Annotated in this window: 1 protein-coding gene; it reads left to right on the top strand. The window is 80.5% G+C overall.

Translation table 11 applies throughout. From position 1 onward, the window contains the following. Positions 1 to 627: PT domain-containing protein (locus AB6N23_RS18550; RefSeq protein ID WP_412867418.1), on the top strand; the 627-nt coding region annotated here is incomplete at both ends.

The raw sequence follows: 627 nt of genomic DNA, 5'->3' as shown, positions 1-627 counted from the left end.
GCGCCGCACCGCCCCGGAGGCCGGCCGCGCGCTGCCCGACGTGGTCGCGGCCGACGAGGCCGCCGGCGCCCGCGTGCTCAGCGACCCCGTCGCCGTCGACGCGTACCACACGCTCGGCGTGACGTGGTCGCTCGACGCCGCCCCCGACGAGGTCGACGTGCAGGTCCGCACCCGGACCGACGGGACCTGGTCGGCGTGGGTGCCGCTGGAGAGCGACGGCGTCACGCCCGACCCGGGCACCGTGGAGGCCGGCCGCGACCTGCGGGCCGGCACGGAGTCCGTCTGGATCGGCGAGGCGGAGGACGTGCAGCTCGCGTTCGGTGCCGGCGGCGACGCGGCGGCCGACGTGCGGCTCGCGCTCGTCGGGCCCGAGGACGAGGTCCGCGAGCGGCACGCGGGCGCCCCGGACGAGGACGCGGGCGAGCCCGCGGACGCGCCGACGGACCAGCCCACCGACGCGGCGTCGCCGAAGCCCACGGACGGGCCCGCGGACGGCCCCACCGACGGGCCCACGGACGCCGACGCCGGGACGGCCGGCGACACCGCGCGCGACGTGGCCGACCAGGCGGGCCGCACGGGTGCGCGCGCGTCGCGCGGCGGCGTCCTGCTCGCGCTGTACCTGAACTC

Origin of the sequence: Cellulomonas pasadenensis (genome assembly GCF_047229365.1) — a bacterium.
Classification (GTDB): Bacteria; Actinomycetota; Actinomycetes; order Actinomycetales; family Cellulomonadaceae; genus Cellulomonas.
The sequence above is the reverse complement of the archived record's forward strand: the minus strand, read 5'-3'. Positions and strand labels throughout refer to the sequence as shown.